Raw genomic sequence first — 26,604 nt, forward strand, 5'->3', positions numbered from 1 at the left:
GCTCGCGCTCGGCGCCCGCCGCCGCCCGCCGCGCCCGCTCGGTCTCGGCGAGCTGCGCCGCGAGGGCGGCGCGGCGCCGCTTGTACTGCCGCCTGAGCTGCCCGAGCGCGGTGACCAGGACGTAGTACAGGACGCCCAGCACGGTGTTCAGCAGCGAGTCGGCGACCGTGGTCAGCAGCGGCGCGACCGCGCCGAGCCCCACGGCGCCCGCGACGAGGCAGCCGATCATCGCCGCCCGCCGGTCCCGGTGCACCGCGAGGGAGTAGAGGGCGACCGCGTCCGCCACCCCGCTCGCGAGGGTGTCGGTCGTGCCCATGGCGAGCACGCCCAGAGCCGAGAACGCGACGGCGGCGGCGAGCACCGGGACGGGGGCGGTCCGCCGCCAGATCAGCGCCGCGTTCGCGAGCACGACGCAGGCGATCATGGCCATCCACCGCCCCTGACCGGCCCGGACGTCGCTGAGCTCGGCGAGCGCCCAGCTCCCCCCGATCTGCACGGCCATGAGCAGCGCGGGCACCGCGAAGTCCGCCACACTGGGCCACGCCGCACTGCTCCCTGCCGCCTGAGAGGCCCCGCCCCACCCCGCCCACGTCACGACCCCACCCGAACGCGCCGGCCGCACGCCAGACCGCGGCGGCTCCGCGCTCTCGCCGGTGCTTGTTGGCTCTTTGGGCTCTTCGGCGCGCCTTGTGTGTTTGTCCGGCCCCCGTTTCCCCACGGATCGACCATAGGGCGTGTGCTGGAGACGGGTGACCCGCTGACGGGCGGTGATCGACCCCGGGGAGTTCGGTACGTCCTGTGGCGCGTAGTGTGGCCCGGAAGCTCCCTAAATATCCGCAGAGTAAACGCTTCGTTACGCCGACGTTCCGGCCGTAACGGTGAAACTATGCCTGACGTGCGTCGTCGTGTCCGGGGGACCGTGGTCGCGGTGGGCCTGCTCCTGGTGGCCGCCGCGATCGGCCTGCCCGCCCGTCCGGCCGAGGCCATCCCGATCCCGGATCCGCAGACCGGGGAGAGCATCCCCACCTACGACGTCGTCCTCAACCTGCGCACGGACGGCATCCTCCAGGTGCGGGAGACGATCACCTACGACTTCGACGAGGGCGGCGAGCACGGCATCGTCCGGCACGTCCCGTTCCGGCACGCCGACCGGCTCTACGACGTGCGCGACATCCGGACCAGCTCGTCCACGGGTGCGCCCGCGAGGGCCAGGACGCTCAAGCTGCTCCACGACGTCCGGATCAGCGTCGGCGACCGGCACCGCACGGTGCGCGGGCGGCAGGCGTACGTGATCGAGTACGAGATGGCCTGGGTGTTCACGCCGCGCGCGGACCACGACGAGCTGGTCTGGGACGCGATCGGGACGGACTGGGACGTCCCGATCGGCAACGCCGTCGTCCGGGTGGAGGGGCCGGTGCCGCTGCGGCGCGCGGCCTGCCAGGCGGGCGTGCCCGGCGCGACCGTCCGGTGCCTGCGCGACCGCGACGGCCCGTACGCGGTGGACTTCACGCAGACCGGTCTCCGCCCGCACGAGGGGATGACGGTCCGCGTCCTGCTGCCGAAAGGGGCGATCGCGGTGGCGCCCCCGCGCTACGCCCCGCCGCACTGGACGGGGACCTGGCCGGGCACCGCGGTTCTCGCGCTGGCCCTCGGCGCGGTGGTGCTGGCGGCGCGCCGCCCCGCACCGCATCGCCCCGCGCCGCGGCGGCGTGCGGGGGCGGTGCTCGCCGTGCTCGGCGGCCTGCTCGTCGCCGCGGACCTCGGGGACGACGTCCTCGCCCGCGGCCCGTGGGCGTTCTCGCTGGGAGACCGGTGCCTCGCCGGGCTCGCCTTCATGATCGCCGGGATCGGGATCGTGCTCGCCGGACGGAGCGGCTCCGGCCAACACGCAGCGGGCGCGCCCGAGGAGGATTACAGTTGATCGGTCGCGGGGCGAACAGATCGCTCCCGGCGTCCGTCTACCCGGGTATCGGACGCGTGGACCGGTAGAGGCGATCGGCGAGGGGAGGGCGGGGCCGTTGCGGGAGTACCTGCTCACCATCCTGGTCGCCGCCCTGGTCGCCTATGTGCTGGTGCCCGCCGTCCGGGCGTTCGCCGTCTGGTTCGGGGCGCAGGCCGTGCCCCGCGACCGGGACGTGCACGTGATCCCGACGCCCCGGCTCGGGGGGCTCGCGATGTTCGGCGGGATGGTCGCCGCGCTGGTCGTCGCGACGGGCCTGCCGGAGATGCGCAAGGTCCTCGCCGCCGGCGACATCAGCGTCGGCCGGGCCCTGCTGATGTCGGGCGGGCTGATCGTCCTGATCGGGATCGCCGACGACCGCTGGGAGGTCGACCCGCTCACCAAGTTCGCGGGCCAGGTCGCCGCCGCCGGGATCTTCATCATGCAGGGCATCCAGATCTACGTGATCCCGCAGCCGAACGGCGAGACGCTGACGCTCCCGCCCGCCTACGGGGTGCCGCTCACCGTCCTCGTGGTGGTCGCCACGATCAACGCGGTGAACTTCATCGACGGCCTGGACGGCCTCGCCGCGGGCGTCGTCGGGATCGCCGCGCTCGCCCTGTTCTCCTACGCCTACTGGCTGTCCAAGGCGAACGGGATGACGACCCTGAGCAGCGCGACGCTCACCGCGGCGGTGCTGTTCGGGATGTGCGCGGGGTTCCTGCCGCACAACTTCAGCCCGGCGCGGATCTTCATGGGCGACACCGGCTCGATGCTGATCGGGCTGCTGCTCAGCGCGTCCACGATCATGCTGACCGGGCAGTTCGACTCGGCGAACCTCGCCAACGGGCTGTTCCCGTTCTACGTGCCGCTGCTGCTCGTGCCGGCGGTCGCCGCGGTGCCGTTCATGGACATGCTGCTCGCGGTGTGGCGGCGCACCAACCAGGGGCGGTCGCCGTTCTCGCCCGACAAGCAGCACCTGCACCACCGCCTGCTGGAGCTCGGCCACTCCACCCGCCAGGCCGTCCTGATCATGTACTTCTGGGTGGGGCTGCTGGCCTCCGGGCTGGTCGGCCTCGCGCTGTTCGACGCGGCGTGGATCACCCTCGGGGTCACGATGGTCGTGGCGATCGCCGGGATGGTGCTGATGCTGGCCCTTCCGCGGCGGCGGCGCCGGGCCGCGGCACTGGCCGGACGCGGTGACGCCGGCGGCACCGGCCGCCCGTCCGAGCGGCCGCGGATGCCGGTCTGAAACCGCCGCCCGGCTGGAGGCCGCGGTCGCCCGGAGGCGCCGACCTCCCGAACGCGCTGGTCGCGGGCGGGGTGAGCGAGCGCACGGCGGTCCGTCGCGCGGTGCCCGGCGACTCCCCGTAACCTGGTTCCGCGGCCCGCGGTGTCCGGCGGATGACCGTTCGTGGAACGTATCCACATCAACCGTGTAATACGGGATGTCGCGGGTACGGGCCGGTTCCCATGCGCACGCGTCGGACGGTGCGTTCGCCCAGCTCCGAAGGTGGACGGCGCGTCCGGGGCGTTCCCGGGCATCGGCACCCTGACCTGGGTTAAGGTCCCTGGTGCGAGCGCGGGAACGGGCACGGCGCCGACCGACGCGTTACCTCTAGGGTAATTGTGGACATTCCGGACGCTTGTGATACCTTTCACGAACAAGAGACGACCACTGACCGTGACCAGCCGGAGCCCTGATGCAATCTACCGACGCCCGGAACCTCCGCGGCGCCGCGATCCCGACCGCGCTGGTCGGGGTGGGTGCCGTACTGATCGGCCTGCTGACCGCCGGCGCCAAGGGCGCCCTGGCGGCGGCGCTGGCCACCGTCGTGGTGATCGCCTTCTTCTCGGTCAGCGCGCTCGCCGTCTCCTGGGCCGCCAGGATCTCCTCGCAGACGATGATGCTGGCCGCCCTCGCGAGCTACGCGGTGAAGATCCTCGCGGTGATGGTGCTGGTCTCCACGATGGACGGGGTGTCCATCTGGAACACCACCGTCTTCGGCTGGGCGGTGGTCGCGCTCGCGCTGACCTTCATCGCCGCCGAGTTCCGCGTCACCCTGCAGCGGAGGCCCTACATTGACGAGCCCGAGAACGCGCTGGACCGGAGTCCCTGATGACGCCCCCGCGGACGGTGCCGGCACCTTTGGACTACTCCAATATGACCACCGCCGTGATGGCCTGCTATCGTCCGGAGCGCGATGAGCGAGCAGAAACGTCGGCCGGAGGACGGCCAGCGGGAGTTCGCCGACGCCGCTTGGTCCATGCCGGGCTACCTCCTCTCAGGGATGTTCATCTGGGGCGGCCTGGGCTGGTTGCTCTCCAAGTGGACGGGCCTGATCTGGTTCACCCCGATCGGCCTGGTCATCGGCATCGTGCTCGCCATCTACCTGGTCTACGTGAAGTACGGTCGCCACCCCCTCTGAGCGGCCCCGCCGCCGAGGAAGACTTCGTGATCAAGCAACACCTTGATGAAGGGAACGCCGCGTGAGCGCGCTGACGGTCCTCGCCTCCGGGGGAGATCAGTTCGAGGCCCCGGGGGTCGAGCTCTTCGACTACCCGCCCCTCTTCTCCGGCGGCCCGGCCTGGCTCACCAAGCCCGTCTTCTTCGCGGTCTTCGGCGCCCTCGTCACCTGCGCCATCGCCTGGTCCGCGTTCGCCAAGCCCAAGCTCGTGCCCCGCGGCATGCAGAACATCGGCGAGATGGGCTACGTCTTCGTCCGCGACCAGATCGGCCGCCCCTTCCTCGGCAAGGACACCGAGCAGTGGATGCCGGTGCTGCTGTCGCTGTTCCTGCTCATCTGGGTGTGGAACATCTTCGCGGTCATCCCGATCATCCAGTTCCCGATCGCCTCGCACATCGCGTTCCCCGCGGTCCTCGCCGTGGCGGTCTACTTCCTCAAGGTGTACCTGGGCATCAAGCACCAGGGTCCGGCGAAGTACTTCACGAACCTGATCCCGAAGGGCCTGCCCAAGCCCATCTACGTGCTCCTCGTGCCGATCGAGTACCTCTCGACCTTCGTGCTGGCGCCGTTCACGCACGCGGTGCGGCTGTTCGCCAACATGTTCGCCGGCCACATCATCCTGGCGTTCTTCAGCCTCGTCGGCTTCTGGTTCCTCTTCGAGAAGCCCACGGCCGCCGGCTTCGGGGTCGGCATCATCGGCGTCATCATGACCTGCGTCATGACGGCCTTCGAGATGTTCATCCAGTTCCTCCAGGCCTTCCTGTTCACGATGCTCGCCGCGATGTACATCCAGAGCGGCCTGCACGCCGAAGACCACTAGGCACCACCAGACCCACCGGGCCGCGCCCGCCCCCGGCCGCGACCCGAAGGACCAGCTCGACAAGCCAGACCGGTGGACACTCCGCCGGCCGACAGAAAAGGAAAGAACCCATGACGGGAGTCCTCGCCGCCGTCGACGGTAACGTCACCGCGATCGGGTACGGCCTCGCGGCCATCGGCCCGGGCATCGGTGTCGGCATCATCTTCGGTCAGGGCGTGAACGCGATCGCCCGCCAGCCGGAGCTCACCGGCGTCATCCGCACCAACATGCTGCTGGGCTTCGTCCTCACCGAGGCGCTGGCCCTGATCGGGCTCGTGGCGCCCTTCCTCTTCAAGAGCGTCTGATCCCGGGCCGGTAACGAAAACGAGGAAGGGCTGAAGACATGTTCGCAGCGGCTTCCGTTCTAGCGGCGGAGGAGAACAACCCCCTCGTCCCGCACACCTACGAGCTCGTCGTCGGAATCTTCTCGTTCCTCGTCGTCGTCCTCGTCGTCGGCAAGATCCTCACCCCGCGTATCCAGAAGACGCTGGAGGAGCGCACCGACGCCATCGAGGGCGGGCTGAAGCGGGCCGAGCAGGTGCAGGAAGAGGCCCGCCAGACGCTGGAGCAGTACAAGGCCCAGCAGAAGGACGCCCAGCTCGAGGCCGCCAAGCTCCGCAAGAAGGCCGAGGAGCAGGGCGCCGCCATCATCGCGGAGATGAGGGAGCAGGCGCAGGCCGAGGCGCGCCGCATCGTCGAGGCCGCCAAGGCCCAGATCGAGGCGGACCGCCAGCAGGCGCTCCAGTCCCTGCGGGCCGAGATCGGCGCGATGTCGGTCGAGCTGGCCGGACGCGTGGTGGGCGAGTCCCTGGAGGACACCGCCCGCCAGAGCCGGGTGGTCGACCGGTTCCTCGAAGAGCTTGAGGAGCGCGCCCGCACGCAGGAGCAGATCACATCATGACCATCACGGGAGCGGTGAGCAGGGCGTCGCTGGCCGAGGCCAAGGAGCGCTTCGAGGCCGTCGTGGCCGCGGGCGACACCGACCTCGCCTCGCTCGGCGGCGACCTGTTCTCGGTGCTGCACCTGATCGACCGGGAGCACGGGCTGCGGCGGGCGGTGTCCGACCCGTCGCGGGACGGCGCCGACAAGGCGCAGCTCGTCCGGATCCTGCTGGAGGGCAAGGTCTCACCGGCCGCTCTCGGGCTGGTCGCCGACGTCGTCCGGCTGCGCTGGTCGAACCCGTCGGAGCTGTCGGACGCGGTGGAGATCCTCGCGGTCACCGCCGAGTCCGCCCGCGCCGAGGCGGAGGGGCGCATCGACGACCTGGAGGACGAGCTGTTCCGGTTCTCCCGGGTCGTCGAGGGCGAGCCCGAGCTGCGCGGCGCCCTGGCCGGGCCGGGGCTGCCGGACGACCGCAAGCTCGGCCTGGTCCAGACCCTGCTGGAAGGCAAGGTCACGGCCGCCGCGCTCACGCTGATCACCGAACTCGTGCTGCGCCCGCGAGGACGTAGCCTGGAAGGCGGGCTCGCCGAGTACGGCAAGATCGTCGCGCAGCGGAGGCAGCGCCTGGTCGCGCTGGTCCGCACGCGGATCGAGCTGTCGGAGGCGCAGCGCGCCAGGCTGGCCGGGGTGCTCGCCGCCGCGTACGGCCACGAGGTACACCTGAACATCGAGCTCGACCCGAGAACGATCGGCGGCCTGTCGATCGAGATCGGTGACGAGATCATCGACGGCACCATCGCCGGACGGCTGGACGATGTCCGCCGGCGGCTCGGCACCGGCTGACGCCGCCGAGCCGACCCCAGAGGAGCAAGAGAGGAATCATGGCGGAGCTGACGATCCGTCCGGATGAGATCCGGAACGCGCTGGAGCGCTTCGTCCAGTCGTACGAGCCTGAGGCCGCCGCGCGCGAAGAGGTCGGCACCGTTGTCGATTCCGGCGACGGTATCGCCCACGTCGAGGGCCTGCCCTCCGCGATGGCGAACGAACTCCTGGAGTTCGAGGACGGTACCCGTGGCCTGGCTCTGAACCTGGACGTGCGCGAGATCGGCGCCGTTGTCCTGGGTGACTTCAGCAAGATCGAGGAGGGCCAGAAGGTCCGCCGCACCGGCGAGGTCCTCTCGGTCCCCGTCGGCGACGGCTTCCTCGGCCGCGTCGTGGACTCGCTGGGCAACCCGCTGGACGGCAAGGGCGCGATCGAGAGCACCGAGCGCCGCGCGCTCGAACTGCAGGCCCCGACCGTCGTCCAGCGCCAGTCGGTCGGCGAGCCGCTGCAGACCGGCATCAAGGCGATCGACGCGATGACCCCGATCGGCCGCGGCCAGCGCCAGCTGATCATCGGTGACCGGCAGACGGGCAAGACCACCGTCGCCGTGGACACCATCATCAACCAGAAGGAAGCCTGGGAGTCGGGCGACGAGAAGAAGCAGGTCCGCTGCATCTACGTCGCGATCGGCCAGAAGGGCTCCACGATCGCCAACGTGCGCCGCACCCTGGAGGAGGCGGGCGCGCTGGAGTACACCACGATCGTGGCGGCCCCCGCGTCCGAGCCGGCCGGCTACAAGTACATCGCCCCCTACACCGGGTCGGCGATCGGCCAGCACTGGATGTACCAGGGCAAGCACGTCCTGATCGTGTTCGACGACCTGTCGAAGCAGGCCGAGGCCTACCGCGCGGTGTCGCTGCTGCTGCGCCGTCCGCCGGGCCGCGAGGCCTACCCGGGCGACGTCTTCTACCTGCACTCCCGGCTGCTGGAGCGCTGCGCGAAGCTGTCGGACGACCTCGGCGCCGGCTCGATGACGGGCTTCCCGATCATCGAGACCAAGGGCAACGACGTGTCGGCCTACATCCCGACGAACGTCATCTCGATCACCGACGGGCAGTGCTTCCTGGAGACGGACCTGTTCAACCAGGGCGTCCGCCCGGCGATCAACGTCGGCATCTCGGTCTCCCGGGTCGGCGGCTCCGCGCAGATCAAGGCGATGCGCAAGGTCGCCGGCACGCTGCGCCTCGCGCTGTCGCAGTTCCGCGACCTGGAGGCGTTCGCCGCGTTCGCGTCCGACCTGGACGCCGCGTCGCGCGCCCAGCTGGAGCGCGGCGCCCGCCTGGTCGAGCTGCTGAAGCAGCCGCAGGGCAGCCCGTTCCCGGTCGAGAAGGAGGTCGTGTCCGTGTGGGCGGGCACCTCCGGCGAGCTGGACGACGTGCCCGTGGCCGACGTCCGCCGCTTCGAGCAGGAGTTCCTCGACTACCTCGACCGCGAGGAGTCGGGCCTGCTGACCGCCATCCGCGAGACCGGGCAGCTCTCCGACGACGGCCTCACCAGCCTCAAGAACGCCATCACGGAGTTCAAGAAGGGCTTCCAGACCAGCGAGGGCGACCTGCTGGGCGCGGAGGAGCCCGTCGAGGCCATCGAGGACGAGGACGTCGAGCAGGAGACGATCGCCCGCGTCAAGAAGGGCTGACCGGCCATGGCCGCACAGCTTCGTCAGCTCCGGCAGCAGATCAAGTCGGTCAAGTCGACCGCCAAGATCACGCGTGCCCAGGAGATGATCGCCACGTCGCGGATCGTCAAGGCCCAGCAGGCGGTGGCGGCCTCCAAGCCGTACGCCGACCAGATCACCCAGGCCCTGACCGCGCTGGTGAGCCACCACGTGGGCATCGACCACCCGCTGCTGCACGAGCAGCCGACCGACAACCGCAGCGCGGTCCTGGTCATCACGAGCGATCGCGGGTTCTGCGGCGCCTACAACGCCAACGTCATCCGCGAGGCCGAGTCGCTGATCACCGCGCTGCGGGAGCAGGGCCGCGAGCCCGTCCCGTACGTCGTCGGCAACAAGGGGATCACCTGGTACCGGTTCCGGGACCGGGAGGTCGCGCAGACCTGGCACGGGTTCACCGACCGGCCGGTGTTCGGGAACGCGGAGGAGATCGGGCGGCGGCTCACCGAGGACTTCCTCAAGACCGACGCCGAGGGCGGGGTCGGTGAGATCCACGTGGTCTACACCGAGTTCGTCTCGATGCTCACCCAGAGCGTCCAGGTCCGGCGGCTGATGCCGCTGGAGATCGAGGACCGGACGGGCGAGGGCACGGTCCCGCCGGCGTACGAGTTCGAGCCGTCCGCGCAGGCGGCGCTCGACCTTCTGCTGCCCAACTACGTCGAGAGCCGCATCTTCCACATGCTGCTGCAGTCGGCGGCGTCGTTCCAGGCGTCGGTCCGGCGGGCCATGAAGTCGGCGACCGACAATGCCAACGAACTGCTCGGGGTCTACACGCGCCAGATGAACCAGGCGCGGCAGGCCGCGATCACCCAGGAAATCAGCGAGATCGTCGGTGGCGCTGACGCGCTCGCCGAATCTGGCGGGGAGTGAGAAGGGTATGACTGCTCAGGTAGAGACGGCGACCGCGACCGGGCGCGTCGCCCGGGTCATCGGCCCGGTCGTCGACGTGGAGTTCCCCGCCGACGCCATCCCGGACATCTACAACGCCCTCAACGTGCAGGTCACGCTGGGCGGCGAGGAGAAGACCCTGACCTTCGAGGTCGCCCAGCACCTGGGCGACAACATGGTCCGGGCCATCTCGATGCAGCCGACCGACGGCCTGGTCCGCGGCGCTCCGGTGACCGACAGCGGCACCTCCATCGCGGTGCCGGTCGGCGACGTCACCAAGGGCCGGGTCTGGAACGCCCTCGGTGACGCGCTGGACGTCCCGACGGCGTCCCTGGAGATCAACGAGCGGTGGGGCATCCACCGCCACGCTCCGGCGTTCGACCAGCTGGAGTCGAAGACCGAGATGCTGGAGACCGGCATCAAGGTCATCGACCTGCTGTCCCCGTACGTCAAGGGCGGCAAGATCGGCCTGTTCGGCGGCGCGGGCGTGGGCAAGACCGTCCTCATCCAGGAGATGATCCGGCGCGTCGCCCGCAACTTCGGCGGCACCTCGGTGTTCGCCGGGGTCGGCGAGCGCACCCGCGAGGGCAACGACCTGTGGACGGAGATGGCGGAGGCGGACGTCCTCAAGGACACCGCCCTCGTCTTCGGCCAGATGGACGAGCCGCCGGGCACCCGGCTGCGCGTCGCCCTGGCCGGCCTGACGATGGCGGAGTACTTCCGCGACGTCCAGAACCAGGACGTGATGCTGTTCATCGACAACATCTTCCGGTTCACCCAGGCCGGCTCGGAGGTCTCCACGCTGCTCGGCCGCATGCCGTCCGCGGTGGGCTACCAGCCGACCCTGGCCGACGAGATGGGCGTGCTCCAGGAGCGGATCACCTCGACCCGCGGCCACTCGATCACCTCGATGCAGGCGATCTACGTGCCCGCGGACGACATCACCGACCCGGCGCCGCACACCACGTTCGCGCACCTCGACGCGACCACGGTGCTCTCCCGGGCCATCTCCGAGAAGGGCATCTTCCCGGCGGTGGACCCGCTCGACTCCACCTCGCGGATCATGGACCCGCAGGTGCTCGGGACCGAGCACTACGCCGTCGCCCAGGAGGTGACCCGGATCCTGCAGAAGTACAAGGAGCTGCAGGACATCATCGCCATCCTCGGCATCGACGAGCTCTCCGAGGAGGACAAGGTCACCGTCCAGCGGGCGCGGCGCATCGAGCGCTTCCTGTCGCACCCGATGTACGTCGCCGAGCAGTTCACCGGCCAGCCCGGTGTCACGGTGCCGAAGGACGAGACGGTCGCCTCCTTCAAGGCCATCGCCGAGGGCAAGTACGACCACCTGCCCGAGCAGGCGTTCTTCATGTGCGGCGGCATCGAGGACGTCGAGAAGAAGGCCAAGGAGCTGGAGAAGTAGCACGCTCCGGCGCGGCCGGGCCCGCTCGGGCCCGGCCGCGCCGGAACCGCTCCAGTATTTCGGAGGAGAGACAGTGGCAACCCTGAAGGTCGGGCTCGTCTCGCCGGAGCGCGAGATCTGGTCCGGCGAGGCCAGGATGGTGGTCGCGCAGACCATCGAGGGCTCGCTCGGCATCCTGCCGGGCCACGCCCCGGTGCTCGGCGTCCTCCTCGACGGCAGCGTGGTGAAGATCGAGCCCGCCAACGGCGACAAGATGATCACCGCGATGGTCGGCAGCGGCTTCTTCTCGGTCGCGGCCGACGAGGTGTCGGTGCTGGCCGAGCAGGCGGAGCTGAGCGACGAGATCGACGTCCCGGCGGCGCAGGCGGCGCTGGAGGAGGCGCTCTCGGCCGAGGCCGCGGACGCGACGGCCGAGAGGCGGGCCCGGGCGCGGCTGCGCGCGGCGGGCATCGAGGCTTAGGAACGGACGGCGGGGGGACTTGGGCGGCCACCTGGCACTCGACGTGGGCGGGGTGCTCGCCGCCGTCGTGCTGGTGGCGGCGCTGCTCTTCGCCGCGATGTCGGCCCGCCGCTGGCTGTTCGTCCGCGGCGGCGGGACGGTGGAGTGCAGCCTGCGGGTGCTGCCGAAGGAGGGCGCGCCCGGCGCGTGGCGGCTCGGCATCGGCCGCTACAAAGGCGACGTGCTGCACTGGCACCGCATGTTCGGTTTCCGCAGAAGGCCCCGGCAGGTGATCCACCGCCGGGGCCTCGTCGTGTCCAACCGGCGCGGCCCCGAACCCGGCGAGGCGGAGGGCCTCCAGCCGGACGCGGGGATCATCGAGGTGCGCGACGGCGACCTCACCGTGGAGCTGGCGATGGGCGCCTCCGCCCTGACCGGCTTCCTCGCCTGGCTGGAGGCGGCCCCGCCCGGTTTCCCGGTGGACCTGCACGCGCCGGAGTGACGCCGCGCGCGGCCCGGCGCCACTCCGGCGCGGGCGTCGTGCGGGTAAGGCACCGGTATGGATTGGGCCCGCGAACCGTCGTGTCCGTTGTGGCGGGAACGTGTGCGGCAGCAGGATCGCTCCTGGTCAGCTCCCATCCGTCCGCAGGAGTGCTCGTGCGCCAGCTCCTCATGGCCGCCGCCGGATCGTCCGCCGCCATGGCCCTGTCGGCCGTCCCGCCACCCGGCGCGACCGCGATCGAACCGCCCGGCGCCGCCGTGGCCGGGCCTGATCTTGCGCAGGCTGTCACGCTCGCGGACCTGCGGCGGCACCTGACGGCGTTCCAGGAGATCGCCGACTACAACGGGGGGAACCGGGCGGCGGGCAAGCCGGGGTTCGACGTCTCGGTGAAGTACGTGGCGGGGCAGCTGCGGGAGGCGGGGCTCCTGCCGTCCGTCCAGGAGTTCACGTTCCCGCACTGGCGGGAGAGGTCGGCGGCGGCCCTCGCCCAGACGGCGCCGCGTACGGCCGCCTACAAGCGCGAGCACGATTTCCTCTCGATGGTGTACTCCGGTTCGGGCGATGTGACGGCGCCCGTCACCGCCGTGGACATCCCGTCCTCCGGGGCGGGGACGAGCGGCTGCGAGGCGACGGACTTCACCGGGTTCCCCAAGTGGTCGATCGCGCTGGTGCAGCGCGGGTCCTGCACGTTCCAGACGAAGGCGTCCAACGCCAGAGCCGCCGGGGCCTCCGCCGTGCTGATCTACAACCGGCGCGGCGAGAAGGGACCGATCGCCGGTTCCGTCGAGCGCCCGCAGCGCCTCCCGGTTCTCGGCACCAGCAACCGGGTCGGCGCCGAGCTGGTGAAGGCGGCGCGGCACGGCGGCGTCACGGTGCGGGTGCGGACGAAGACCGTCCAGGGAATGAAACGGGCCGCCAACGTGATCGCGGAGACGGCGCAGGGACGCGCCGACAACGTGGTCCTCCTCGGCGCCCACCTCGACAGCGTCGCCGCGGGCCCGGGGATCAACGACAACGCGACCGGCTCGGCCGCCCTGCTCGCCGTCGCCCGCGAGATCGGCGCGCTCGGCGCGGACCTGCGGAACAAGGTGCGCTTCGCCTGGTGGGGCGCCGAGGAGGACGGGCTGCGCGGCTCCGAGCACTACGTGCGCTCGCTGACCGGTGCCGAGCGGAGCCGGATCGCGCTCAACCTGAACTTCGACATGCTCGGTTCGGTGAACGGCACCCGCGGCGTCTACGACGGCGACCGCTCGCGGGGCAGCGGGACGAAGCCGCCGGCCGGGTCCGCCGCGATCGAGAAGCTGTTCCGCGACTACTTCGCGAGCCGGCGGCTCCCGGTGACCGACACCCCGTTCAACGGACGCTCGGACTACGGCCCGTTCATCGCCGAGGGGATCCCCGCGGGCGGCATCGCCACCGGCGCCGAGGGGCGGAAGACCGCCGCCGAGGCCACGGCGTTCGGCGGCAGAGCGGGCCGGGCGTACGACCCCTGCTACCACGCGAAGTGCGACCGGCTCCGGAACGTCGACCTCGCGCTGCTCGACGGCAACGCCGACGCCGTCGCGCACGTGACCCAGCGGCTGGCGGCCAGCACCCTCCCGGTGAACGGCCAGGCCCGCGCATTCTCCGCCCGTCCGTCCGCGCCACCAGAGTGGCAAGGCCCCCACCTGATCCGCTAACACAGCACCCAGACCCCGCCCGCCCAGCGACACCCGTCCAACGCGAGTTCCCGCGAGAGCGCGCTGTTCGCGAGGGGGTGGTCAGAAGCTCCAGATGTAGAGGCCGCCATTCGTGTCCACGGCGGACGCCGCTAGCCGGGCGACTCCTTGCAGGACCGCCAGTAGGTCGTCGTCGGTCATGTCGTCTCCGTCCTCGTCCCGGAGCTGCATGGTCCAGCGGTCTGCGAGCTCTTCGAGTTCCGCGGGGCTCGCGTTGGCCAGCGCTCGGGTCAGCATCCTCGGCACGGCGAAAACCTCGCTCAGCCAGGCGGTGATTTTCGGCATTGCGGCGATGCTGTCGGGATGTGCGCCGAGTAGCACCAGGTCCGCCCTGGCGAGTGTGTGTGGTGGGCGGCGGCGCCCCGGTGGGCGGGCTGGTCAGGCGGGGGAGACGGTGATGTTGCCGTCGCCCGTCGAGACGTTCACGTGCCGCCGGGACTGCGAGTCGTGGTGCACGGCGGGGTCGATGGTCTTGGAGCCGCTGCTGCTGTCGAGGGTGAAGGCGTAGCCCTCGCCGCCCGGCAGACGGACGCGGACGGAGCCGGAGTTGGTGTTGGCGCGGACGTCCTGCGGCGGCGTGGTCAGGCCGAGCTGGATGCGGCCGTCGCCGGTGCGGACGGCGACGCGGTCGGCGCTGAGCTCCTCGGTGATGATCGAGCCGCTGGAGGTGCGCAGGTCGGCCGCGGCGACGCGCCCGGTGACCCGGACGGAGCCGTCGCCGGAGCGGGCCGTCAGCCGGTCGGAGGTGAGGCCGGTCGCGGTGATCGACCCGCTGTCGGTGCGCAGGTCGGCGGCGGTGGCGCGGCCCGAGATCTTCAGCGAGCCGTCGCCGGAGTGGGCGGTCAGCGAGGACGTCCGCAGGTCGGACGCCTTGATCGAGCCGGAGCTCGTGGTGAGCCGGACGGCGCCGGCCAGCCCGGACGCGACGATCGAGCCGTCGCCGTTGTCGACCTCGATCGCGGTGGAGCGCGGTACCTCGACGCGGTAGGAGATCCCGCAGGCGCTGACGCCGATCACGTTCCTGGCGCACTTGGAGGACAGCACGAGCGTCGATCCCTCGGTGGTGTGCGTCGCCTTGGGCTTGTTGTGGTCGTTGGACCAGCGCCGCGTCTCGTGCACGGTGATGCCGGGGGCGTCGGTGGCCCTGAGCTCGACGCGGCCTCCGCTGACCTTGACGCGCAGCGCGTTCACGCCCGCGGGGCCCGCGTAGGAGTGCTCCTCCTCGTGCCGGTCGACGCCGCATCCGGTCGCGGCCGCGGCCAGTCCGGCCAGCACCACCACGGCTGTCAGGGTCCTCACGTCGTCTCTCCCCGGTTGTCGCCTCGTCCCCGCATGCGTCCAGCCTCCCCCGGCGGGGACGGGCGCCGCCAGGAGGCGGACCGGTATCCCGGTGGTGGGGCTAGCCCCACCACCGGTGCCCGTCAGCGTTCGCCGCCGGGCTTCCAGAGGACGTCGCCGTGCCCGGCGTTGGCGACGCGGCAGAGGATGAACAGCAGGTCGGAGAGCCGGTTCAGGTAGCGGGCGGTCAGCGGGTTGACGCCGCCCTCGGGCGCCTCCGGGTCGTCCGCCGGGGCGGCGCCGTGCGCCTCGATCGCCGCCCACGCGGAGCGCTCGGCCCGCCGGGTCACGGTGCGGGCGACGTGCAGGAGGGCGGCGCCGGGCGTCCCGCCGGGGAGGATGAAGCTGCGCAGCGGCTCCAGGGCGGCGTTGTGGCGGTCGCAGTCCGCTTCGAGCCGGTCGATGTAGGACGCGTCCACGCGCAGCGGCGGGTACTTCGGGTCGGGCACCACCGGCGCGCACAGGTCGGCGCCCACGTCGAACAGGTCGTTCTGGACGCGGGTCAGGACCGCGGCGAGGTCGTCGGGGAGGGAGCCGAGCGCGATGGCGGCGCCGATGGCGGCGTTGGCCTCCTCGACGTCCGCGTAGGCCGACAGGCGCGGGTCGGACTTGGAGGTGCGGGACGCGTCGCCGAGCGCGGTGGTGCCGTCGTCGCCGGTCCGGGTGTAGATCCGCGACAGGACGACGGGGTTCTCCCTGTTCTTCGCCATACGCGCCACCCTAACGCCGCCGTCCCCGGAGGCGTGCCGGGCGGAAACGGAAGCGCCCCCGTCACGTTGACGGGGGCGCGGGCCGGTGGGTCGGGTGCGGGGGCGTCACCGCTTCAGGGCCTTGGCCAGCCGCGCCCGGCGGGCGTTCGTGGCCTCGGCGCGCAGCTCCCGTACGCGGTCGTCCACCAGGACCTTGGAAAACTCCGGACGCATCATGTCGTTCTCTCCTCGTCTCCGCCGGACCCTTCCGGCCCGACATGTACAAGGTTCGTCCTAAGGCCCCGGCCCCCACATCGGGACGACGCCTTATCTCGGCGCCTCAGACCGTCTTAGACGCAGTACTCGGCCTCAGGACCTCGTCCTCCGCACTAAGGCCCCGTCCCACACAACGGGCCTAGAGTGCTTTACTAGCGAGTACACCGATGCAAGCAATCACTTACACGGCTCCTCCCGGGAGGTATCCATGTCCGTGGCCACGGAGAACACCGAGACGTTCGCGTCGCTGAACCCGGCCACCGGCGAGGTCGTCGCCGAGCACCCCGTCCAGGACGGCGCGGCCGTGACCGAGGCGCTCGGCCGGGCCCGCGAGGCCGCGGACTGGTGGCGCGGCCTCGGCTGGAAGCAGCGCAGGCTCCGGCTCCTCAACGTCAAGGGCGCGCTCGCCCGGAACCTCGACCGGATGGCGGAGCTCATCCACCAGGAGACCGGCAAGCCGGTGCAGGACGCCCAGCTTGAGACGATCATGGCGATCGCGCATCTGGACTGGGCCGCCCGCAACGCCGAGAAGACCCTCGGGCCGCGCACCGTCCACCCCGGCCTGATGGCGATCAACCAGCGCTGCGTGCTGGAGTACCAGCCGCTCGGCGTCGTCGGCGTCATCGGCCCCTGGAACTACCCGATCTTCACGCCGATGGGCTCGATCGCCTACGCGCTCGCCGCCGGCAACGCCGTCGTGTTCAAGCCGTCGGAGTTCACGCCCGGCGTCGGTGTCCTGCTCGCCGAGCTGGTCGCGGACGTCGTCCCCGAGCACCCCGTCCTCCAGGTGGTCACGGGCCTCGGCCCGACCGGCGCCGCGCTGGCCTCGTCCCCGCTCGTCGACAAGATCGCCTTCACCGGGTCGGCGCGGACCGCCAAGCGCGTGATGGCGGCCTGCGCCGAGAACCTCACCCCGATCGTCGCCGAGTGCGGCGGCAAGGACGCCTGCATCGTCGACGCCGACGCCGACCTGGACGCCGCCGCCGACGCGGCGCTGTGGGGCGCCATGTCGAACGCGGGCCAGACCTGCATCGGCGTCGAGCGCATCTACGTCGTGGACGCGGCGTACGACGCGTTCCTGGGCAAGCTCACCGACAAGGCCCGCGACCTGCGCCCCGGCTTCGACCAGGACGCCGCCTACGGCCCGATCACGATGCCCGCGCAGCTCGACATCATCGAGCGGCACATCAAGGACGCGATCGGCAAGGGCGGCAAGGCGGTCGTCGGCGGGCCCGAGTCGGTCCGCAAGCCGTACGTGGAGCCGGTCGTCCTCACCGACGTCCCGGACGACTCGTCCGCCGTCAGCGAGGAGACGTTCGGTCCGACGATCACCGTGCACCGCGTGCGGGACCTGGACGAGGCGGTCGAGAAGGCCAACCGGACCGCCTACGGCCTCGCCGGGACGATCTTCTCCGGCAGCCGGTCCCGCGCGATGGACGCCGCGCGGCGGATGCGGTCGGGCATGACGTCCATCAACGCGTTCGCCGCGTTCGCGCAGGTGGCGGCGCTGCCGTTCGGCGGTGTCGGGGAGTCGGGCTTCGGCCGCATCCACGGCGCGGACGGGCTGCGCGAGTTCACCCGGCCGAAGGCGATCACCCGGCAGCGGTTCGCGACGATGAACCTCACCTCCTTCGACCGCACGGAGAAGGAGATGGCCCGGGTCCTCGGCCTGATCAAGATGATGCACGGCCGCCGCTACAAGCGCTAAGGCCCCCTACGGGCGTCCTAGGAGGACGTGGGGGGCACCTAAGGCGGCATGAGGCGCGGAGATAAGGCGTCGTCCCGATGTGGGGGATGGGGGCTTAGGACGAACCTTGTAGATGTCAGGCCAGAGAGGCCGGCAGAGACAAGGAGAAAGACATGATCCGCCCCGAGTTCTCCAAGGACCTCGTGAACGACCGCGTGGCCACCCTCCGCGCCGAGGCGCGCGCCGCCCGCCGGGCCCGCATCGCCAAGGCCCTCAAGCGGTGACGCCCGCACGCTGTCCCTCCTACGGCAGAACGCCCCCGTCGACCGACGGGGGCGTTCCTCATTTCCAGGCGGCGCTTATGCGAAGTCGGTGGCGTGGTCGGCGGCCCACTCGGCGAACGTGCGGCCGGGCCGGCCCGTGATCCGCTCGACCTCGGGGGAGATCTCGACCGGGCCGTCCACCGCCTCGGCGCGGAGCCGGAGCAGGACGTCCACGAGGCCCTCGCGCATGTAGGGCCGGGACAGCATCTGCTCCCGCGCCTCCTCCGGGCTGATCTCCTCGAACCGCGCCGGGATCCCGGCCGCCACACCGATGATCCGCACCATCTCCGGATGGGTGAGCGCCTCCGGGCCCGTCAGGACGGGCTTGGCGCCGACGAGCCCGTCGCTCAGGAAGGCCCGCGCGGCCACGGCGGCGATGTCGCGCTCGTGGATCGGCGCGCTGCGCGCCTGCGGGTACGGGCCGCGCACCGGAGCGCCCGAGCGGATCTCGTCGCGCCAGGCGAGCGCGTTGGTGGCGAACTCGCCGGGACGCAGGAACGTCCACTCGACCCCGGCGTCCTCGATCGCCTGCTCGAACTCCAGGTGGCGGGCGGCGAGCACGTTGCCCGGATCGGAGTCGAGGGCGGCGGCGGACGACAGCAGGACGACCCGCCGGACACCGGCGTCCGCCGCACGGGGCAGGAGGTCGCCGAGGCCGTTCCAGAACGCGGCGGGGTTGACGAACAGGGACGTGACACCGTCCAGCGGCATCGCGTCGAAAGGGACCACCTCGGCCTCGCCGGGCAGCCGCGCGGTGGCCGGATCGCGGGTCAGCGCCCGGACCCTGGCTCCCGCGCAGAGCAGTTCGCCGACGAGATGGCGGCCGACATTACCGGTGGACCCGGTGACAAGGATCATTGTTGGAGTTCCTTTTCGGGTAATGACCCCGCCGTCCGACGAGGCGCACACCCAGGTTCAACCATCCGGATGAAGATGTCAAACAGTCGGATGGTTGAACTCATCAGGCGGACGGCTACCATGGCGGCGTGACGGAATCCCAGAAGCGGCCGAGGCGCGCCCCCGGCCCCGACGAGCGCAGGCTCGACGCCGAGCGGTCGCGGCGGCTCCTGCTGGACGCGGCGCTGGACGAGTTCTCCGCCAAGGGGTTCGCGGGCGCCCGCGTCCAGGACATCGCCGACCGCGCCGGCCTCAACAAGCAGCTGATCAACTACTACTTCGGCGGCAAGGAGGGCCTGTACCGCGAGATCGGCCGCCGCTGGGAGGAGCGCGAGGCCGAGTTCAACGACCCCGCCGTCCCGCTGGACGAGCTGCTCGTCCGCTACCTGCGGCATGCCTTCGACGACCCGCGCGGCACGCGGCTCAACGCGTGGAGCGGCCTCACCGAGGACACGGACGACTTCCCGCCGGAGATGCGGGAGGACCTGTCCGACATGGAGCGCCGGAAGGCGGCGGGCGAGCTCGCGGACGACCTCGACCCCGCCGCCGTCATGCTGGTCATGATGGGCGTCGTGGCCGCCCCGATCGTGATGCCGCTCGCGGTGCGCCGCGTCTTCGGCATGGACCCGCGCTCACCGGAGTTCCGGGACCACTACGCCGAACAACTACGCCGCATGATCCGCCACCTGGCCCCCACCCCAACCCCAGAGGAGAACGGCTAGTCCTGCCAGAACTGGAAGAGTTCGTGGCCTAGTTGGATCGGGAAGTGGTCGTAGGACATGTTCACCCGGAAGGGGAACTCGCCCAGGCCGATCGCGTCGGTGATGGTGTAGATGAAGTCGAAGAAGGCGCCGTTGATCGGGCCGAGCCACAGCAGGGCGATCAGCGCCAGGAAGACGTAGCCGCCGTAGGCGCTCGCCTGCTCCACCCAGCGGCGCGGCAGGTACGGCTCGACGATGCCGAAGCCGTCCAGGCCCGGGATCGGCAGCAGGTTGAGCACCGCGGCCGTGACCTGGAGGAACGCGAGGAACGCCAGCCCGGACCAGAACAGCGCGTGCTCGCGGTCGGCGAAGTTCTTGAAGATGACCGCCAGCATGATCGCGAACAGCGCGTTGGACAGCGGGCCCGCGGCGGAGATCAGGCTGTGCCGGAGCCGGCCGCGGATCGAGTGCCGGTCGATCCAGACCGCGCCGCCCGGCAGGCCGATGCCGCCGAGCAGGATGAACACGAGCGGGATCAGGAAGCTCAGCGTGACGTCGGCGTACTTCAGCGGGTTCAGCGTGAGGTAGCCGCGGGTGGCGACGCTGCGGTCGCCGGACCGGTAGGCCATGTAGGCGTGGCCGAACTCGTGCAGCGACAGCGACAGGATCCAGCCGGCGATCACGAAGCCGAACACCGCGATCCGGCCCGGCCGGTCGAGGACCGTCCCGTACCGCCACGCGATCAGCCCGCAGAGCACGGTCGCCGCGACGATCGCGAGGAACACCGGGCTCGGCTGCACCGCGGAACGCCCGCGCTCCCCGGACACCGCCCCCATCTTCATCCTCCAGGCCCCTTCCGCCCGAGCCGGCCGGAGCCGGCGCCGGGGGTGCGGGGGGCCCGGCGGCCCCCCTCGGATAGTACGGATCCTTGACGCTACCGTTCCCCGCCGTATGGTGCGCGTCAGCCGCCGGTGATCACCGGGACGACGTAGGTGCGCAGGAAGCGGCGGAGCCCGTCGGCGTCCCGGTCGCGGTCCATCACGATCAGCGAGGTGATGATCCGGAACAGGAACTCGACCGTGCCTTCGACCTCGATGTCCGGGCGGACCATCCGCTGCCGCTGCGCCTGCTCGAAGTAGGGCCGGACGTAGTCGCAGCACAGCGCGAGCACGTGCTCGACCGCCCCGGCGACCGCCGCCTGCATGTGCCCAGCCGCCTCCGGGACGAGGAAGTGCGCGATCGTCGGCTCGTCGCGGACGTACGCGACCGCGTCCAAGGTGCCCTCGACGATCGCCTCCGGCACCGACCGCTCCCGGCGGAGCCGCTCGGCCAGCCGGTCGAGGAAGCGGAGCAGGTCGCGGACGACCACGGCGAGGATCAGCTCGTCGCGGCCGCCGGTGACACTGCGGTAGACCGTCGCCCGGGACAGCCCCGCGGCGGCCGCGATGTCCTCGACGGTCGTCTTGGCGACGCCGAAGCGGCCGAAGCACTCCTCGGCGGCGTCGATGATCCGCTCGCGCGTGGCGTCGGCGGTGACCGGGGGCATGACTGAAGGTTACCGGCCTCGCACGTCCGCCCGCCCCGGCTGGCGGGCCCTAGGACAGCGTGTATTCGAGCGACCAGGAGTGGCCGCCGTCCGGACCGATGGTGATCTGGCCGAGGCCGCGGATGCCGGTCAGCTCGCCGGTGCCCGACGTCGGGACGATCAGCCAGCGGAGCCACTGGGTGTCGGCCGTGCCGTCCTCGCTGCCGGCGCTGTGCTGGAGGACGAACGTCCCCTCGCGGCCGTGCAGGATGCCCTGGACGTGCTCGACCGCGACGTAGGCGACGGGCCCCGCCGCGGACTCCACGGCGATCATCTCCGTGGTGCTCGTGCCGACGAGGTCCCCGTGGAAGGTCTTGCGGACGTGCGCCCGGGTGAGCTTGTTGCCGCCCTGCTCGTCATAGGGCTTCTCGGCGTCCCAGGCATCGACGTCGAAGGTGCCGCTGGCTTGAAGGGTCATCCCGCCATGATGCCCGTCCCGTTGAACGTTGTCGCTGGGTGCGCTCCGCGCTCAGAACAGGGTGCCCTCGTGCTCGATGCCGCGCAGGGCGTCGTAGTCGAGAGTGACGCAGTGGATGCCGCGGTCGACGGCGAGCACGCGGGCCTGCGGCTTGATCTCCTGGGCCGCGAAGATCCCGCGGACCGGCGCCAGGTGCGGGTCGCGGTTGAGCAGCTCCAGGTAGCGGGTGAGCTGCTCGACGCCGTCGATCTCGCCGCGCCGCTTGATCTCGACGGCGACGGTGGCGCTGTCGGCGTCCCGGCAGAGGATGTCGACGGGGCCGATGGCGGTCGGGTACTCGCGGCGGATCAGCGACCAGCCGTCCCCGAGCGTCGTGATGTGCTCGGCGAGGAGCTCCTGGAGGTGCGCCTCGACGCCGTCCTTGCGCAGCCCGGGGTCGAGGCCCAGCTCGTGGCTGCTGTCGTGCAGGATCTCCTCGATCGTCAGGATCAGCCGCTCGCCCGACTTGCCGTGCGTGACCGTCCAGCGGGCGATGGCGCCGTTCTCCTCGAACGGCTCCTCGCGCAGCGAGCACGGCGGGTTCATCCAGTTGAGGGGCTTGTAGGCGCGGTCGTCGGCGTGGATGCTCACGCTCCCGTCGGCCTTGATCAGGATCAGCCTGGGGGCCATCGGCAGGTGGGCGGTGAGCTTGCCGGCATAGTCGACGCTGCAACGGGCGATAACGAGACGCACGCTGCCCCACCTTAGTGACGCCGCGGACCGCTCGCGGCGTTACCCGAGACCCGCGTAGCGGCGGCACGCGTCGCGGTCGCCCGGCAGGCCCCACGCGCGCACGATCTCCCACAGGTTGACCCACTGCCAGGTCTCGGGGGACAGGTCGCCGAGGACGCGCACCGCACGCTTCTGGACGTCCGTCAGCTCGCCGAACGGGGGCAGTGCCTTGTTCGGGGCGCCGAACGCGAGGCGGAGCGCCGCGCTCGCCAGTGGGAACGCGGCCGTCTCGGACGTCCGGGACAGCCCTTCCAGCACGGCGTCGACGGCCTCGGCCGGGACGGCGCCGTCCAGTGCGGCGAGGCTCGCAGCCGCATAGGCGCGCAGGTCGCCTTCCAGGAACGCCAGCGTGAGGCCGGACGGTTCGGGCGGTGAGCCGCAGACCGCGGCCAGTTCGGCGATGACTGGCATGTCGGTCACGCCCGATCGGGCCAGCGCGATCGCGGCGGCGCAGCGCGGCAGCGGGTCTCCGCCTGTCAGGTGCTCGCGCATCCGGGGGAGCAGCACCTCGCCGCCGAGCAATCCGGCCGAGACGAGCGCGTTGGCGGTGACCGCGGGCACGGTCTCGGCGTCCAGGAGTGCCTGGAGCGCGGGGATCGACTCCTCCGCGTCCTCGGGGAACCAGCCCAGGGCGTACGCGGCGGCGGTCCGGATCGCGGCGTCGGGGTCGCGCATCAGCCGCCGCAGCACCGGGAGCCCGGCCCGGACGGCGTCGTAGGCGGCGAGTTCCGCGACCGTCATGGCACGGGCCGCCTCGAAGTCGACCCATGGGTGCCGCGCCTCGAAGGCCCGGCGCTCGCTCTCGCCGGAGTCGAGCAGCCGCCCCACCTCGGCGCGCCACTCCTCGATGGCGACGCCGCCGGGCAGGTGCGACTCGTCGAGCCCGACCGCCAGGGCGGCCAGCAGGTAGACGAGGTCCTCGCGGCCGGGCGTGGCCGGGTCTGCGGCGAGCGCGAGCAGGAAGGGGACGGCGGGCACGGCGGCGTCGTACCGGCTGCCCTGGTGGTGGATGTTCGTGTACAGCTCACCCAGCGCCGCGTCCCGCTCGTCGGGATCCGCGGAGCGCAGCGCCCGGAGCAGGTCCGGCACGTCTGAGGCCGATCCGTAGGCGTGCCGATGCCGCGCCCAGTCGATCCCGTCGAGCCCCGCCAGCGGATCACCGTCCATGCCGGGCATTCTCCCGGACGCGGCGCCCCGCCTAAGGCGGCCGTGCGGTGGAGGCGATCGGCTAAGACCTCCTAACCCGCCAACGCAGGGTTTTCTCCCCATGTGGCGACACCGGCCTTAGGACGAACCTTGGTGTCACCGGGCCGCTGGGGCGGTCCGCGAACCGAGGAGGGGCCGTGTTCCACACCGACGTCATGTACGCGATCGCGGAGGAGCGGGGCCGCGAGCGGCGTGCGGAGGCGCAGGCAGCGCGGGACGCACGCCGGGCGCGGCGGGCTCGCGCCTACTGGGCGGAGCAGGCCGAGCTGGTCGCCGCGCGGCTGCCCGGACGGCGCGCCAAGGCGCCGTCGTGCCGTACCGTCGGGGCCCGCTGAGGCGGGTCCGACGCGCAAGTAAGGGGCCGTGTCAAGCCCTGGCATTCGCCGGGGGCCCTGATTACCGTCGCGAGTGGTGCCATCGCTTCTCGCGAAAGGATCCCCGCATGTCTCTTGACGTGAGCCCGGAACTCCTGGAGACGGCACAGCAGGGCGAGGTCGGCGACGCCGAGTTCGTCGAGTGCATCCGGACGTCCCTCCCGTACGCGTGGGACATGATCAGCGGCCTGGTGGCGCGGCTCCAGGTGGACGGCGGCGCGTTCGCCGACAACCTCACGCCGCCCCCGGACGAGCAGGCCCGCGGCCAGCTCCTCCGCGTCCTCGCGAGCGACGCGATGCGCGGGACGCTGGAGCGCCACTTCGGCGTGAAGCTCGCGTTCCAGAACTGCCACCGCGTGGCCGTCTTCCCCTCGGACGGCTCCGCCGAGTACCGCACGTTCGTGACCGCGCGCGAGCAGATCCTCAACCAGTCCCCGGAGCTCCGCGACTGCTGACGCGGCCGGCCGGCGAGCACGCTCACCGGCGGCGTCCGTCCCCGCGAGGCAGGTCCTGGGGGCGGTGCGCCGCCGGTCGGCGTTCGAGGGCGGCCCGGGCCTCGGGGAGTACGTCCGCGCCCAGGCGCGCGATGTTCTCCAGCGTGGACGGGCCCGATCCGGTGGCCTCGACGAGCAGGACGAGGTGCCGGATGCCGGTCCGCTCCACCGTGGTGACGATCGACTCCACGCAGTCGGCGGGCGACCCCACCGGGTGGAGGTCGCACATGCGCCGCGCGTAGCCGATGGGGTCGCGGGGTGGGCGCGGCCGGTCGTCTACCGGGACGTAGCCCTCAAGGCCGGGGCCGAGCCAGCGGGGCATCCCGGTCAGCACCGCTTCGACGGCCCGTTCGCGCGTGTCGGCCACCTGCGCCAGGTGGGTGGAGACGTGCGGCAGGTCCGGGACGCCGTGGCGGGCGACCGCGGCGGCCTTCTCCGTCGGCCCGACGTGCATCCCGAGGATCATCGGCAGGCCGCGCTCCGCCGCCAGCGCCTCCGTCGCGGGCGACGTGCAGGCCACGGCGACGGGCGGCGGGACGGGCGCCCGCGGCACGACGGGCACCTCGCGGAACGCGAAGTGCTCGCCGGACCACCCGACCCGGTCGGAGCGCAGCCAGGCCAGCAGCAGGTCGAGCGACTCGGCGAAGCCGTGCTCGTAGCGGCGCAGGCCCGTCCCGAACACCTCCAGGTCCCGCCACGGGCCGCCGCGTCCCACGCCGAGGCGGAAGCGCCCGCCCGACAGCAGCGCAAGCATCGCCGCCTGCTCGGCGAGCGCCACCGGATGCTGCGTGGACAGCACGCTGACCGCCGTCCCGACGTGCACCCGGTCGGTGAGGGCCAGCAGGTGCCCGGCGAGGACGGTCGCGGACGGGACGGTCCCGTACGTCATGAAGTGGTGCTCGGCCAGCCACACGTCGTCGAACCCGGCGCGCTCGGCGGCGACGGCGGCCGCCACGGTCCGGGCGAGGGCGGCGGCGTCGGTCTCGTCGGGGGAGCGGGCGGCGAGCAGGAAGATTCCGAAGCGCACCCCCGGGTCGTACCCGGCATCCGGGTCGGTCGTACCCGGCATCGGCCCCGCCGGGGCGCTCTGGGAGACTGCCGTCCATGACTGAGGGTTCGTTCAGCAGGGTCGGGGTCGTCGGGCTGGGGACGATGGGCGCGGGCATCGCCGAGGTGCTCGCCCGCGGCGGCCTCGCGGTGGTCGGCGTCGAGGTGAACGCGGAGGCGCTGGAGCGCGGCCGCGGGCACCTGGAGAACTCGACCGGGCGCGCGGTCAAGCGCGGCCGGCTCACCGAGGACGCGCAGCGGGAGATCCTCGGCCGGATCGCGTTCACGGTCGACTTCGCGGACCTCGGCGGCTGCGACCTCGTGATCGAGGCGGTCCCGGAGCGGCTCGACCTGAAGCGCCGCGTGTTCGCCGAGCTGGACCGGGTCTGCCGGGACGACGCCGTCCTCGCCACGAACACCTCGTCCCTGTCGGTCACCGAGATCGCGGCGCCGACCGCCCGGCCCGCCAGGGTCGTCGGCGTGCACTTCTTCAACCCCGCGCCGGTGATGAAGCTCGTCGAGGTCATCGGGACGGTGCTCACCGAACCCGGCGCCGTCGACCGCGTCGCGTCCCTCGTCCGGGGCCTCGGGAAGACGCCGGTGACGGTCGGGGACCGGTCCGGGTTCGTCGCCAACCGGCTGCTGTTCGGCTACCTCAACCAGGCCGTGGGGATGCTGGAGTCCGGGCACGCCACCCGCGACGACATCGACACCGCGATGACGGCGGGCGCCGGGCTGCCCATGGGGCCGTTCACGCTCATGGACCTGATCGGCCTCGACACCTGCCTGGAGGTGCTGGAGGCGCTCTACGCCGAGTCCCGCGACCGCCGCCACGCGCCCGCGCCGCTGCTGCGCGAGCTCGTCACCGCGGGCCTGCTCGGCCGCAAGTCGGGCCGCGGCTTCTACGACCACGGCGAGGCCCGTCCGGAGGCCGCCGCCGCCGACGGCCCGGCGCCGACCGTGGGCATCCTCGGCGTGAGCCCCCTCGCGGACGCCCTCGCCGCCGTCTGCGACCGCGCGGGCGCCGAGATCCGGACCGCCGAGGCCGACCTCGCCGACTGCGACCTGGTCATCGAGGCGGCGCAGGACGCCGAGGCCGGGCGCGCGCTGCTCGCCGCCGCCGCGGAC

At 71.8% G+C, this 26,604-nt stretch carries 30 protein-coding genes; 19 read left to right on the plus strand and 11 right to left on the minus strand.

Annotated features, from left to right (window positions below; all coding sequences use genetic code 11):
- Positions 1 to 532: DUF7134 domain-containing protein (locus tag E1300_RS31620; RefSeq protein WP_207400064.1), on the minus strand; the 532-nt coding region annotated here is incomplete at its 3' end.
- Between the two features lie 354 nt (positions 533 to 886).
- On the opposite strand from E1300_RS31620, the gene E1300_RS31625 reads away from it, so the two are divergent.
- The 14 genes from E1300_RS31625 (at position 887) to E1300_RS31690 (ending at position 13,631) form a co-directional block, all read left to right on the plus strand.
- Complete coding sequence (locus tag E1300_RS31625; RefSeq protein WP_131760771.1) at positions 887 to 1,921, plus strand: DUF2207 domain-containing protein; 1,035 nt, start codon at positions 887 to 889, stop codon at positions 1,919 to 1,921.
- Between the two features lie 97 nt (positions 1,922 to 2,018).
- Positions 2,019 to 3,191 (plus strand): MraY family glycosyltransferase, encoded by a 1,173-nt coding sequence (locus E1300_RS31630; protein WP_131760772.1) that lies wholly within the window; start codon positions 2,019 to 2,021, stop codon positions 3,189 to 3,191.
- A gap of 451 nt (positions 3,192 to 3,642) precedes the next feature.
- Positions 3,643 to 4,059, plus strand: a complete 417-nt coding sequence (locus E1300_RS31635; RefSeq protein WP_131760773.1) for a Cg1360 family ATP-synthase-associated protein — start codon at positions 3,643 to 3,645, stop codon at positions 4,057 to 4,059.
- Between the two features lie 84 nt (positions 4,060 to 4,143).
- Positions 4,144 to 4,368 carry an AtpZ/AtpI family protein gene (locus E1300_RS31640; protein ID WP_131760774.1) on the plus strand — a complete coding sequence of 75 codons (225 nt, stop codon included), beginning with the start codon at positions 4,144 to 4,146 and terminating at the stop codon, positions 4,366 to 4,368.
- A 61-nt stretch (positions 4,369 to 4,429) separates the two neighbouring features.
- Positions 4,430 to 5,227 carry a F0F1 ATP synthase subunit A gene (gene atpB, locus E1300_RS31645; protein WP_131760775.1) on the plus strand — a complete coding sequence of 266 codons (798 nt, stop codon included), beginning with the start codon at positions 4,430 to 4,432 and terminating at the stop codon, positions 5,225 to 5,227.
- A 110-nt stretch (positions 5,228 to 5,337) separates the two neighbouring features.
- Positions 5,338 to 5,571, plus strand: coding sequence for an ATP synthase F0 subunit C (gene atpE / locus E1300_RS31650; protein WP_131760776.1), 234 nt, complete (start codon positions 5,338 to 5,340; stop codon positions 5,569 to 5,571).
- 38 nt (positions 5,572 to 5,609) lie between these two features.
- Complete coding sequence (locus tag E1300_RS31655; RefSeq protein ID WP_131760777.1) at positions 5,610 to 6,167, plus strand: F0F1 ATP synthase subunit B; 558 nt, start codon at positions 5,610 to 5,612, stop codon at positions 6,165 to 6,167.
- Positions 6,164 to 6,991, plus strand: a complete 828-nt coding sequence (locus E1300_RS31660; RefSeq protein WP_131760778.1) for a F0F1 ATP synthase subunit delta — start codon at positions 6,164 to 6,166, stop codon at positions 6,989 to 6,991. The genes E1300_RS31655 and E1300_RS31660 overlap by 4 nt, the downstream gene beginning before the upstream one ends.
- 38 nt (positions 6,992 to 7,029) lie before the next feature.
- Positions 7,030 to 8,667: a F0F1 ATP synthase subunit alpha gene (gene atpA, locus E1300_RS31665; RefSeq protein WP_131760779.1), complete on the plus strand. Its 1,638-nt coding sequence runs from the start codon at positions 7,030 to 7,032 to the stop codon at positions 8,665 to 8,667.
- 6 nt (positions 8,668 to 8,673) lie between these two features.
- Positions 8,674 to 9,573 carry a F0F1 ATP synthase subunit gamma gene (locus E1300_RS31670; RefSeq protein ID WP_131760780.1) on the plus strand — a complete coding sequence of 300 codons (900 nt, stop codon included), beginning with the start codon at positions 8,674 to 8,676 and terminating at the stop codon, positions 9,571 to 9,573.
- Positions 9,574 to 9,580: 7 nt separating this feature from the next.
- Positions 9,581 to 11,011 carry a F0F1 ATP synthase subunit beta gene (atpD, locus tag E1300_RS31675; protein WP_131760781.1) on the plus strand — a complete coding sequence of 477 codons (1,431 nt, stop codon included), beginning with the start codon at positions 9,581 to 9,583 and terminating at the stop codon, positions 11,009 to 11,011.
- A 73-nt stretch (positions 11,012 to 11,084) separates the two neighbouring features.
- Entirely contained in the window at positions 11,085 to 11,471 is a 387-nt protein-coding gene (locus tag E1300_RS31680; protein WP_131760782.1) for a F0F1 ATP synthase subunit epsilon, read from the plus strand.
- Between the two features lie 19 nt (positions 11,472 to 11,490).
- Entirely contained in the window at positions 11,491 to 11,952 is a 462-nt protein-coding gene (locus E1300_RS31685) for a DUF2550 domain-containing protein (protein WP_131760783.1), read from the plus strand.
- Positions 11,953 to 12,107: 155 nt separating this feature from the next.
- Positions 12,108 to 13,631: a M20/M25/M40 family metallo-hydrolase gene (locus tag E1300_RS31690; RefSeq protein ID WP_242619511.1), complete on the plus strand. Its 1,524-nt coding sequence runs from the start codon at positions 12,108 to 12,110 to the stop codon at positions 13,629 to 13,631.
- Between the two features lie 81 nt (positions 13,632 to 13,712).
- On the opposite strand, the gene E1300_RS31695 is transcribed toward E1300_RS31690, so the two are convergent.
- The 3 genes from E1300_RS31695 to E1300_RS31705 form a co-directional block, all read right to left on the minus strand.
- Complete coding sequence (locus E1300_RS31695) at positions 13,713 to 13,955, minus strand: hypothetical protein (protein ID WP_131760784.1); 243 nt, start codon at positions 13,953 to 13,955, stop codon at positions 13,713 to 13,715.
- Positions 13,956 to 14,048: 93 nt separating this feature from the next.
- Positions 14,049 to 14,969: a DUF4097 family beta strand repeat-containing protein gene (locus E1300_RS31700; protein ID WP_165503078.1), complete on the minus strand. Its 921-nt coding sequence runs from the start codon at positions 14,967 to 14,969 to the stop codon at positions 14,049 to 14,051.
- A gap of 122 nt (positions 14,970 to 15,091) precedes the next feature.
- Positions 15,092 to 15,718, minus strand: a complete 627-nt coding sequence (locus E1300_RS31705; RefSeq protein ID WP_131760786.1) for a cob(I)yrinic acid a,c-diamide adenosyltransferase — start codon at positions 15,716 to 15,718, stop codon at positions 15,092 to 15,094.
- A gap of 463 nt (positions 15,719 to 16,181) precedes the next feature.
- Here E1300_RS31705 and E1300_RS31710 point away from each other — a divergent pair, with 463 nt between their 5' ends.
- Complete coding sequence (locus E1300_RS31710) at positions 16,182 to 17,681, plus strand: aldehyde dehydrogenase family protein (RefSeq protein ID WP_131760787.1); 1,500 nt, start codon at positions 16,182 to 16,184, stop codon at positions 17,679 to 17,681.
- A gap of 338 nt (positions 17,682 to 18,019) precedes the next feature.
- On the opposite strand, the gene E1300_RS31715 is transcribed toward E1300_RS31710, so the two are convergent.
- Positions 18,020 to 18,841 carry an SDR family oxidoreductase gene (locus E1300_RS31715; protein ID WP_131760788.1) on the minus strand — a complete coding sequence of 274 codons (822 nt, stop codon included), beginning with the start codon at positions 18,839 to 18,841 and terminating at the stop codon, positions 18,020 to 18,022.
- Between the two features lie 128 nt (positions 18,842 to 18,969).
- Between E1300_RS31715 and E1300_RS31720 the strand changes: the two genes are divergently transcribed.
- Positions 18,970 to 19,602, plus strand: a complete 633-nt coding sequence (locus E1300_RS31720) for a TetR/AcrR family transcriptional regulator (RefSeq protein ID WP_131760789.1) — start codon at positions 18,970 to 18,972, stop codon at positions 19,600 to 19,602.
- Here E1300_RS31720 and E1300_RS31725 read toward each other — a convergent pair.
- The 5 genes from E1300_RS31725 to E1300_RS31745 form a co-directional block, all read right to left on the minus strand.
- A complete protein-coding gene (locus tag E1300_RS31725) occupies positions 19,599 to 20,423 on the minus strand; it encodes a site-2 protease family protein (RefSeq protein ID WP_242619512.1) in 825 nt (274 codons plus the stop codon). The genes E1300_RS31720 and E1300_RS31725 overlap by 4 nt on opposite strands.
- Before the next feature lie 119 nt (positions 20,424 to 20,542).
- The gene (locus E1300_RS31730; protein WP_131760790.1) at positions 20,543 to 21,127 is read right to left on the minus strand and encodes a TetR/AcrR family transcriptional regulator; all 585 of its coding nucleotides are present in this window, start codon (positions 21,125 to 21,127) and stop codon (positions 20,543 to 20,545) included.
- A gap of 49 nt (positions 21,128 to 21,176) precedes the next feature.
- On the minus strand, positions 21,177 to 21,584 hold the full coding sequence (locus E1300_RS31735) for a DUF3224 domain-containing protein (protein WP_131760791.1): 408 nt from the start codon (positions 21,582 to 21,584) through the stop codon (positions 21,177 to 21,179).
- A gap of 51 nt (positions 21,585 to 21,635) precedes the next feature.
- Complete coding sequence (gene nucS, locus E1300_RS31740; RefSeq protein WP_131760792.1) at positions 21,636 to 22,316, minus strand: endonuclease NucS; 681 nt, start codon at positions 22,314 to 22,316, stop codon at positions 21,636 to 21,638.
- A 39-nt stretch (positions 22,317 to 22,355) separates the two neighbouring features.
- Entirely contained in the window at positions 22,356 to 23,522 is a 1,167-nt protein-coding gene (locus E1300_RS31745) for a HEAT repeat domain-containing protein (protein ID WP_131760793.1), read from the minus strand.
- 176 nt (positions 23,523 to 23,698) lie between these two features.
- On the opposite strand from E1300_RS31745, the gene E1300_RS31750 reads away from it, so the two are divergent.
- Positions 23,699 to 23,896 (plus strand): hypothetical protein, encoded by a 198-nt coding sequence (locus tag E1300_RS31750; RefSeq protein ID WP_131760794.1) that lies wholly within the window; start codon positions 23,699 to 23,701, stop codon positions 23,894 to 23,896.
- A gap of 107 nt (positions 23,897 to 24,003) precedes the next feature.
- Positions 24,004 to 24,390 (plus strand): SCO5389 family protein, encoded by a 387-nt coding sequence (locus E1300_RS31755; protein ID WP_131760795.1) that lies wholly within the window; start codon positions 24,004 to 24,006, stop codon positions 24,388 to 24,390.
- 22 nt (positions 24,391 to 24,412) lie between these two features.
- Here E1300_RS31755 and E1300_RS31760 read toward each other — a convergent pair whose 3' ends face one another.
- Positions 24,413 to 25,456 (minus strand): LLM class flavin-dependent oxidoreductase, encoded by a 1,044-nt coding sequence (locus E1300_RS31760; protein ID WP_131760796.1) that lies wholly within the window; start codon positions 25,454 to 25,456, stop codon positions 24,413 to 24,415.
- Positions 25,457 to 25,533: 77 nt separating this feature from the next.
- Between E1300_RS31760 and E1300_RS31765 the strand changes: the two genes are divergently transcribed.
- Positions 25,534 to 26,604 (plus strand): 3-hydroxyacyl-CoA dehydrogenase family protein (locus E1300_RS31765; RefSeq protein WP_131760797.1); only part of this gene is annotated, 1,071 nt, incomplete at its 3' end.

It is taken from the genome of Actinomadura fibrosa, from assembly GCF_900659615.1.
In the GTDB taxonomy this organism is placed as follows: domain Bacteria; phylum Actinomycetota; class Actinomycetes; order Streptosporangiales; family Streptosporangiaceae; genus Spirillospora; species Spirillospora fibrosa.

Excerpts from the sequence above, each read along its gene's own strand:
- E1300_RS31625 (WP_131760771.1), top strand. The coding sequence starts at position 887 with ATGCCTGACGTGCGTCGTCGTGTCCGGGGGACCGTGGTCGCGGTGGGC.
- E1300_RS31635 (WP_131760773.1), top strand. The coding sequence starts at position 3,643 with ATGCAATCTACCGACGCCCGGAACCTCCGCGGCGCCGCGATCCCGACC.
- E1300_RS31640 (WP_131760774.1), top strand. The coding sequence starts at position 4,144 with ATGAGCGAGCAGAAACGTCGGCCGGAGGACGGCCAGCGGGAGTTCGCC.
- atpE (WP_131760776.1), top strand. The coding sequence starts at position 5,338 with ATGACGGGAGTCCTCGCCGCCGTCGACGGTAACGTCACCGCGATCGGG.
- E1300_RS31655 (WP_131760777.1), top strand. The coding sequence starts at position 5,610 with ATGTTCGCAGCGGCTTCCGTTCTAGCGGCGGAGGAGAACAACCCCCTC.
- E1300_RS31660 (WP_131760778.1), top strand. The coding sequence starts at position 6,164 with ATGACCATCACGGGAGCGGTGAGCAGGGCGTCGCTGGCCGAGGCCAAG.
- atpA (WP_131760779.1), top strand. The coding sequence starts at position 7,030 with ATGGCGGAGCTGACGATCCGTCCGGATGAGATCCGGAACGCGCTGGAG.
- E1300_RS31670 (WP_131760780.1), top strand. The coding sequence starts at position 8,674 with ATGGCCGCACAGCTTCGTCAGCTCCGGCAGCAGATCAAGTCGGTCAAG.
- atpD (WP_131760781.1), top strand. The coding sequence starts at position 9,581 with ATGACTGCTCAGGTAGAGACGGCGACCGCGACCGGGCGCGTCGCCCGG.
- E1300_RS31695 (WP_131760784.1), bottom strand. The coding sequence starts at position 13,955 with ATGCCGAAAATCACCGCCTGGCTGAGCGAGGTTTTCGCCGTGCCGAGG.
- E1300_RS31705 (WP_131760786.1), bottom strand. The coding sequence starts at position 15,718 with ATGGCGAAGAACAGGGAGAACCCCGTCGTCCTGTCGCGGATCTACACC.
- E1300_RS31710 (WP_131760787.1), top strand. The coding sequence starts at position 16,182 with ATGTCCGTGGCCACGGAGAACACCGAGACGTTCGCGTCGCTGAACCCG.
- E1300_RS31715 (WP_131760788.1), bottom strand. The coding sequence starts at position 18,841 with ATGATCCTTGTCACCGGGTCCACCGGTAATGTCGGCCGCCATCTCGTC.
- E1300_RS31725 (WP_242619512.1), bottom strand. The coding sequence starts at position 20,423 with ATGAAGATGGGGGCGGTGTCCGGGGAGCGCGGGCGTTCCGCGGTGCAG.
- E1300_RS31730 (WP_131760790.1), bottom strand. The coding sequence starts at position 21,127 with ATGCCCCCGGTCACCGCCGACGCCACGCGCGAGCGGATCATCGACGCC.
- E1300_RS31735 (WP_131760791.1), bottom strand. The coding sequence starts at position 21,584 with ATGACCCTTCAAGCCAGCGGCACCTTCGACGTCGATGCCTGGGACGCC.
- E1300_RS31745 (WP_131760793.1), bottom strand. The coding sequence starts at position 23,522 with ATGGACGGTGATCCGCTGGCGGGGCTCGACGGGATCGACTGGGCGCGG.
- E1300_RS31755 (WP_131760795.1), top strand. The coding sequence starts at position 24,004 with ATGTCTCTTGACGTGAGCCCGGAACTCCTGGAGACGGCACAGCAGGGC.